The organism is Myxococcus sp. AM011 (assembly GCF_013372595.1).
GTDB lineage: Bacteria > Myxococcota > Myxococcia > Myxococcales > Myxococcaceae > Myxococcus > Myxococcus eversor.
In genome coordinates this window covers 1-7432 of record NZ_JABXEM010000395.1, presented here as the reverse complement: position 1 = coordinate 7432, position 7432 = coordinate 1, and the positions used below count along the sequence as shown (strand labels likewise).

General features: G+C 69.4%; 9 protein-coding genes. 3 read left to right on the top strand and 6 right to left on the bottom strand.

Features of this window, described 5'->3' with window-relative positions:
* Both HUW62_RS44345 and HUW62_RS44340 read left to right on the top strand, forming a co-directional pair.
* Positions 1 to 535 (top strand): alpha/beta fold hydrolase (locus HUW62_RS44345; RefSeq protein WP_176437882.1); only part of this gene is annotated, 535 nt, incomplete at its 5' end.
* A gap of 25 nt (positions 536 to 560) precedes the next feature.
* Positions 561 to 1001 carry a hypothetical protein gene (locus HUW62_RS44340; protein WP_163867795.1) on the top strand — a complete coding sequence of 147 codons (441 nt, stop codon included), beginning with the start codon at positions 561 to 563 and terminating at the stop codon, positions 999 to 1001.
* A gap of 5 nt (positions 1002 to 1006) precedes the next feature.
* On the opposite strand, the gene HUW62_RS44335 is transcribed toward HUW62_RS44340, so the two are convergent.
* From HUW62_RS44335 to HUW62_RS44320, 4 genes are all read right to left on the bottom strand, one after another.
* On the bottom strand, positions 1007 to 1588 hold the full coding sequence (locus tag HUW62_RS44335; protein WP_176437881.1) for a GNAT family N-acetyltransferase: 582 nt from the start codon (positions 1586 to 1588) through the stop codon (positions 1007 to 1009).
* A 24-nt stretch (positions 1589 to 1612) separates the two neighbouring features.
* On the bottom strand, positions 1613 to 1978 hold the full coding sequence (locus tag HUW62_RS44330; protein WP_176437880.1) for a hypothetical protein: 366 nt from the start codon (positions 1976 to 1978) through the stop codon (positions 1613 to 1615).
* A gap of 144 nt (positions 1979 to 2122) precedes the next feature.
* Positions 2123 to 2842, bottom strand: a complete 720-nt coding sequence (locus HUW62_RS44325; RefSeq protein ID WP_176437879.1) for a molybdopterin-dependent oxidoreductase — start codon at positions 2840 to 2842, stop codon at positions 2123 to 2125.
* Complete coding sequence (locus tag HUW62_RS44320) at positions 2835 to 3494, bottom strand: cytochrome b/b6 domain-containing protein (protein WP_176437883.1); 660 nt, start codon at positions 3492 to 3494, stop codon at positions 2835 to 2837. The genes HUW62_RS44325 and HUW62_RS44320 overlap by 8 nt, the downstream gene beginning before the upstream one ends.
* A 221-nt stretch (positions 3495 to 3715) precedes the next feature.
* Here HUW62_RS44320 and HUW62_RS44315 point away from each other — a divergent pair, with 221 nt between their 5' ends.
* Positions 3716 to 6325, top strand: coding sequence for a right-handed parallel beta-helix repeat-containing protein (locus tag HUW62_RS44315; RefSeq protein ID WP_176437878.1), 2610 nt, complete (start codon positions 3716 to 3718; stop codon positions 6323 to 6325).
* Between the two features lie 37 nt (positions 6326 to 6362).
* On the opposite strand, the gene HUW62_RS44310 is transcribed toward HUW62_RS44315, so the two are convergent.
* Both HUW62_RS44310 and HUW62_RS48230 read right to left on the bottom strand, forming a co-directional pair.
* On the bottom strand, positions 6363 to 7208 hold the full coding sequence (locus HUW62_RS44310) for a class I SAM-dependent methyltransferase (protein ID WP_176437877.1): 846 nt from the start codon (positions 7206 to 7208) through the stop codon (positions 6363 to 6365).
* 18 nt (positions 7209 to 7226) lie between these two features.
* Positions 7227 to 7432, bottom strand: a 206-nt coding sequence (locus HUW62_RS48230) for a hypothetical protein (RefSeq protein ID WP_217911928.1), incomplete at its 5' end; no start/stop codon positions are given.

The window sequence follows — 7432 nt, the reverse complement described above, 5'->3', positions numbered from 1 at the left end:
GGTGGGGGCCCAGCGCTTCACGGTGGTGGGGCACAGCATGGGTGGGCAGGTAGCTCAGTGGATTGCGTCGCACGTGCCGGAGCGGGTGGAGGGGTTGCTGCTGCTCAACACGGTGCCCGCGTCGGGGCTGCCGTTGCCGCCGGAGGCCGCGGGGCTGTTCCGGACGTCGGCGGGAGACCGCGAGAAGCAGAAGATGATTCTCGGCCTGGCCTGCAAGAAGCTGTCGCCGGAGGCGCTGGAGTCCCTGTTGAAGGATGCGGGGGCGGTGGACGCGGCGTCGATTGAGCAGGCGTTCGACGCGTGGACGGCGGGAGGCTTCGCGGACCGGCTGGCGAAAATCGTGGCGCCGACGTTGGTGGTGTCGACGGACGACAACTTCCTGCCGCCGGCCTTCTTGCGCCAGGCGGTGGTGGCGCCCATCAAGCGCGCGCGCATGGCGCACATTCCGGGCCCTGGACACTATCCACACGTGGAGCACCCCCAGGAGACCGCGGCGGTGTTGTCCGCGTTCCTGGCGGGCTCCGCGCCCGCCTGATTCCGGCTTGGAGGGAGGCAGCACGATGGCCTGGAACATGTCCTTCGAGTACGACGCGGAGAACGACGTCGTGACGGCGTACTTCACCGATTGCATCCTGGTGAATGAGGAGGACGTCCTGCGGTGGCGGCGGGAGGTGGAGGTGCACCTGTCGCGCTATGCGGGGTCGGGCAAGGTGGACCTGCTCATCAACCTGGATGGGTTGGTGGTGAAGTTCACGGCGGGGCGCGTGTTCGGCAAGGAGCGGCGTGAGGTGTTGGAGCGCTTCACGCATCGCTCGTTCCGGTTTGGTGGGGACGACATGACGCAGATGTTCGTGCTCACCAGCGGGGCCATCAACGGCGCGGCGGTGAATCACTACGCCACGCGCGACGCGGCCCTGGCCGCGCTGAAGGCAGAGCGCGAGGCCCTGCGTCAACGCGGGTCGTCTCCGTTCGGCGGAGGCTTCGTCGGCAGCAAGGCGTGAGGGAGTCAGGGCTCCGTGGAGTACGCGGCGCGAATCTCCGCCATCGGCAGGAACAGCCGCAGGGGCCAGGGCGAGGTGGGTGGCTCGCTCTCGGCGAGTAGCGGCTCGTAGCCGAACTTCTTGTAGAAGTCGCGAGCGGGGGCGTCCTTGGCGTCCACGATGACCGCCACGGCTCCACTCTGGGCGTTGATGGCGAGCGCGCGGAGGTGGGCATCACCGAGGAGGTCTTCCCCATGTCCCTGTCCCCTCACGCGCGAGTCTCGTGCGAGGCGCGCGATGAGGACCGCCGGGAGAGGGTAGTGCGGCAGTCGTTTACCCAGGTCGGCTGGGAGTGTCTCCCGTTTGAGGGTGGTCAGCGAGAGCGTGTAGTAGCCCAGGACCAGCGGTAGCGCGGGGTCGTCGGACTCGGCACGCCGAAGGACCCAGGTCCGACTGATGTCTCGCTCCTGGTTCTGCCGAGCGGCCTCGCGGAAGAAGCGATTGAGGGCCTCGTGCTCACACGTGAAGCCGCTGCCCGTGTCGCTCCGGGTCACCGCTTGAGTGATGGGGCCGGGAAGGACGAGGTCGGACGAGGAGGGCGGTGGCATGAGTCCCAGGCAAGTCCACGTGGGCTAGCGACGGCGTTGCTTGCGAGCCAGTGCGCGAAGCGCGGCGGTAGGCTTCGCGGGCTTCGTGAGTCGGGTCACCACCCGGTCGAAGTCCGCGTCAGGGAGGACGATTTCCACAGGGTCCTTCTGCGCGGCCTGCTCCATGTGCGTGAGCAGGGGCGTGCTGAACTCCCTCACGGTGCCCTGCGGCGTCCGTGGGAGGAACGCGAGCCGGCATCCCTGCCTGGCCTCCAGGGCGGCCTTCGAGAAGAGGGAGAGGGCCTCCTGGACCACGGTGCTCTTGTCGACCCCCAGCTCCTTGCTCAGGCGGGTGAGCTCCTTCATCGAGAAGGACGGCAGGGATGCCTGGAGACGTTCGGTCTGGGGCACGACGGGCTCCGTTCTCTTGGGACTGCTGTGTACTGAGGTCATTGATACTCAGTTTCTACTCAGTTCAGGGTAATGGCCAAGGAGGACCGCCGCAAGCGACGGACTGGATAGCAGGCGGGGCCGACATCGCTCGAAAGGGTGGGGCTACACGCCCGCGTACCACTCGTAGCCGCGCTCCTCCCAGTAGCCGCCGGTGGGCTCGGGGAGGAAGTTCACCTCGGTGAGGTACTTCACCATCTTGTAGCCGAGCTTCACCGCCGAGTAGAGGCGCAGCGGCGCGCCGTGCGCCGGTGTCAGCGGCTGCCCGTTCATCCCGTAGGCGAGAATCGTCTGCGCGTGGAAGGCGCTCGGCCTGTCCCACGAGGACCAGTAGCCCGAGTCGAACGAGCGCAGCTCCACGTAGCCTGCCTTCGGGTCCGCACCCACGTACCTGGCGATGTCACTCACGCGCACGCCGTGCCATGACGCCACCGCGCTCCAGCCCTCCACGCAGTGATGACGGACGCGGAACTCCGTGCGCGGCAGCCGTCGCAGGTCCTCCAGTGACAACACCGACGGGCGCTCGACGAGCCCGCCCACCTTGAGCGCCCAGCCTCCTGGCGCGAGCGGCATGGACTCGGAGACGAAGTACTGGGGGAAGTCCCCGGGCGGGGTGGCGTCCTCGGGCGGCAGCTCCGGCGCCAGCTGGTCCTCGTCGAAGAGGGCCTCTTGAAGCCGCTGGTTGACGCGCTCCATGGTGCCGAGGAAGCCCGCGCGAGGACGGGCGCTGTCGCAAGCGGACGCGGTGAGTGCCGCGGCGCCGAGCAGCGCCGAGCGCCGCGTGAGGAGCACCGGACGTCGCGAGGGAACGAAGAGCCTACGCATCTGGCTTCCTCCCGCCCGTCACCATCTCCCCGAGCGTGCGCGGATGCAGCAGCACCATGACCACGTGGCCCACGGTGAAGAGCACGAACGACGCGAGCACGAGCAGATGGATGGCGCGCGCGGTGTCATAGCCGCCGAGCAGCGTGGCCAGCGCACCGAGCTGCACGGGCTTGTAGAGCACGAGCCCGGAGAGCACGGCGAGGATTCCCAGCACCAGCGCGCCCGTGTACGCCAGCCGCTGCAGGCCGTTGTACAACTCCTGCGCCGGTGGCTCCTTGCGCAGGCGCAGGTAGAACGCGAGCGTGCTCACTGCATTGCGCGTGTCGCGGCGAGGGAAGAAGAGGCGACGTCGCCACTCGCCGCTGAAGGCCAGATAGAGCAGGTACGCGAAGCCGTTGAGTGCGAGGAACCCGCCGAAGGCGAAGTGCCAGCCTCGTGCACCCGCGAGCCAGTCACCGAGCCGGGCCCACGGGGGAGGAGGGATTCCCTGGAAGGGATACCAGGCATACGGACGGCCCTGCGCGCCGAGCATGGGATACGCCGCGAGAATCTGCAGCCCGCTGCCCGCCATGATGACGAGCAGCGGCACGTTGACCCAGTGGGCCACGCGGATGGGCCAGGGCTGTGGGCGGCGTGACTCGGGGTTTCGCACGATGCGGCAGGAGAACACCGCGCGTCCTCTTCGTACCGACACTCTCGACGCATTGCCCGTTACCCGACCGCGCTGCTCGCACGGTGTCGTCCGCACGACGCGGAGCTGCCTTACGGGGTGGCGCGGTCAGGCGTACAGCCGGGACTGTCTGGCCGGTTGCTTGGGGGCGTGGCGGCTTGCCGCTATCGTGAGACACCTGACATCGCCGAGAGGACGTCACCATGAACCGAGTGAACGCACTGCGTCTGGCCCTGCTCGCCAGTGCCCTGGTGACGGCCACGGGGTGTCACCAGGAAGACCCGCCAGATGCGCAGGAGGAGCCCGCGGGCTCGGTGCGCGTGGTGGCGGTGCTGCCGCGCTCCCTGCCGCTCGATGCCGTGGCGCGCGTGGACGTGTCAGCGACACCGGCTCGAGCCACGGCCGTCAACGCGTCCCTGGCCAGCTCCGAGTCCCTGCCGTGGCAGGGACTGCTGCGAGGCCTGCTCTCGGGCGCGGGAACCACGGTGGGCGCCCGGGTGCTCGATGCGACGGGAGCGGTGCTGGCGCGGGTGGAAGTCCCGGCCGTGGAGTTGCCGAGACACCATGCCGCGCTCGTCGTGCTGGTGCCGCGCGAGACAGATTCAGCGGCGGCCAGCACGGCACCCATCATCGATGCGGTGGTGGCCTCGCGAGCGTCGGTGTCTCCAGGCGCCGCGCTGAAGCTCCGTGCGCTGGCGCGGTCCGCCGATGCGTCGGAGTCGCTGACCTACGCCTGGCGCGCGAGCTCCGGCACCTTCGCGGATGCGACGGCCGTCGACGCGGAGTGGACGGCGCCGCTGCGACGTGGCGTGGTGTACCTCACGCTGGAGGTGACGAACACTCGAGGCGCGGTGAGCACGCTGCGCTTCTCGGTGGACGTGGAGCTGGCGGGAGGCGGAGACCTGGAGCACGCGGCCTCGCTCAATCACGCGCCCGTCCTGACGGAGCTGGGGGCGAGCCCCGTGTCCCAGGCGCGCGTGGGAGCCCCGGTGTCGCTCCAGGCGGTGGGCGTGGACGACGATGGAGATGCCCTGACCTTCGCGTGGACCTCGACGTGTGAGGGGACCTTCGAGCGCACGGATGCAGCGGTGACGCGCTTCACCCCGAGCGTCGCGCCCGCCGCCGCGTGTGACAACTGTCGGCTGACGTTGCGAGTGAGCGACGACTTCGGCGCGCAGCGCGAGCGCTCGCTGGATTTGTGCGTGACGAATCCCTTGCCGCCCTCCATCACCGACGCTTCGCAATCAGAGGAGGATGCGACAGCGGGGCGTCCGGTGCGACTGTCCGCGACGGCGACGGACCCACAGGGAGAGCCGCTCATCTTCGCGTGGACGACGAACGCGGGCCTGGTGGGGAACGCGGCGCGCGCGGGGGCCTCGGGCTCGGCGGACTGGGTGGCGCTGTCGTGTCTCCCCGCGGACGCGGCTCCCATCATCACGTTGACCGTCACCAACGCCTCGGGCCTGAGCGCGACGCGGGAGTTCGCGGTGGCGTGGGGCGACTCACTGTGTGGCGAGCACCCGCCGTGCGCCGCGACGCTGGGCGACTCAGCAGTGGTGACGCTGACGGCCGACTGCACCACGGAGCAGACGGTGTGGATTCCGGACGGGTACACGTTCGACGGCGCGGGGCATGTGCTCACGGCGGTGGACGCGCGTGAACGAGGCTTCCGGGGCGCGGTGCTGAGCAGCCTGGGGACGACGGCGCACGTGCGAGCGGTGACCGTGGAGGCGCGGGGCTTGTCGGAACTGGTGTGTGACGGTGGCTCGGCGCGACTGCGCGGCATCCTGTTCGAGGGGGCGAGCGGCTCCATCGTCGACAGCGAGGTGCTGGACGTGAATCAAAAGGGGGGCGAGGGCGGCTGCCAGGAGGGCGTGGGTATCGAGGTGCGCAACGCACGGAGTGCGGAGTCGGTGACGAAGGTGGAGGTGCTGCGCAACCGCGTGGAGCGCTACCAGAAGGCGGGCATCGTCGGCACGGGGAAGGTGGAGCTGAACGCGGAGGACAACCGGGTGGACGGTGGCGGCCCGGTGCCGTTCATCGCGCGCAATGGCATCCAGCTCAGCGACGGCGCGACGGGGCGGGTGGTGGGGAACCGGGTGACGCGGAATGCATACTCGGGAGTCACCACGACGGGTTCAGGCATCCTCATCGCGGGTGGCGACTACTACGGGATGGCGCTGTGCGAGGACGTCGTCATCTTCGAGAACACGCTGGAGGACAACGACGTGGGCATCAACCTGTCCCAGGCGGAGGCGGACGGTGGACCGCTGCCCGCGTCGACGCGGCTCCAGGTGACGCGCAACACGGTGACGCACGCGGGGCCGGTGACGAACGGGTATCCGTATCAGGCGGGCATCTCCGACCTGGGTGGTGCCAACCTCATCAGCCAGAATCACGTGGATGGGCCGGGGTATGCGCGAGAGACGCAGCCTGGGGCGACGTTCGACGTGGACGTGGTGGCGGGGGCGGCGGCGCGGCTGGGCTTCCTGACGCCGGTGCGTGAGGCGCCGGTGGGGCAGTGCTCGGAGGCGGTGGTGGTGCAGAGCCAGGACGCGCTGGGCAACCTGTCCGCGCTGACGGCGCCGTCCGTGGTGCTGGAGGCGACGGGCACGGCGGCGCTGGGGGTGGGGCTGTACGCGGATTCAGCGTGCACCGAAGCGCTGGCCTCCTCGGGCGCGGGCTGGGCCCTGACGCTGACGGGTGCGCAGCAGGAGGCGACGCTGTACTTCCATGCGACGCAGGCGGGAGCGCTTACGCTCACCGCCACGGGCGACGGCGCGAGCGGGACGCAGGCTCACACCGTTCGCTGAAGCCCACGTCACGCTCGTGACATGACAGGAGCGCGGCTCAAGAGGGGCGCCGCGGCCCCGACGCCGTCACCTGTCGCATGCCCCAGCGCAGGGGGATGGTGCCGTCGGTGCGTCGCAGGGGCTCCACGGCGTGGAGAAAGGCCTGCTGGAGCGTGGCCTTCGCCGACTCCGAGAGCCGGTCCGCGTCATACGTCGTGCTGAGCGACTCCCACGCCTGCTCCGGAGTCCCATCCGCCTGGACCTCCAGCCGGCGAATCTCCACGTCCGTGAAGCCGCCAAACAACTCCGTCAGTCCCTCCAAGGAACGGAACCGCGCATCCCCCAGCGGCGATGGCGGCCGCGCCTCCCGCGCCAGCATCGGCTTGAGCAGGCCCAGATACACCTCGAACGCCTCGCCCTTCACCAGCTCACCTCCAACGACCACGGACACCCGCCCCGTCGGCTTCAGCACCCGACGAAGCTCCGCGAGCACTCGCTCCACGTCATCCATCAACATCAGCGCCAGATGACTCAGCACCACGTCGACGCTCGCGTCCTCGAACGGCAGTGACTGCGCCCGCCCCTGATGCAGCGTCGCCGCGCCCTTCAACCGCTCCCGCGCCGCCTGCAACTCGTGCTCGCTCATGTCGAGCCCCAGCAACGTGAGCCCGCCCTCGCTCCTCCGCGCCAGCAACTCCAGCAGGAACCCATCCCCACAGGCCAGGTCGAGCACCACCCGTGGCGAGTCCCCTCTCGGCACCGCCGCCTCCAGGAGCGCATAGGTGGAGGGAAACACCTCCCCGTCGCGCAGCACCGGAGCGCCTCCGAACTCACGCGAGGTCACCCCGGCGAGACGGCGGTGGAAGTCGAGCAGATAGGACTCGGCGGGTGAGGGCGCTGTCATGCCGGAATCAACCCACGTTCAGCGCGCCCGCGCCACCTTCCGCAACTTTCTGGGAGAACTCGTGTTGCTGTCCGCATGCCCCTGAGAGCCCTGTTCCTTTCCCTTGGCTGCGCCGCCGTCCTGGCCTGTGCTCCCCCCGCTCCAGAAGAAGGAGCCGCCGAGGAGACACCCGCTCCTCAATCCGGAGCCACCGAGGAGCCCCCTGTCTCTTATACCCATCTGAC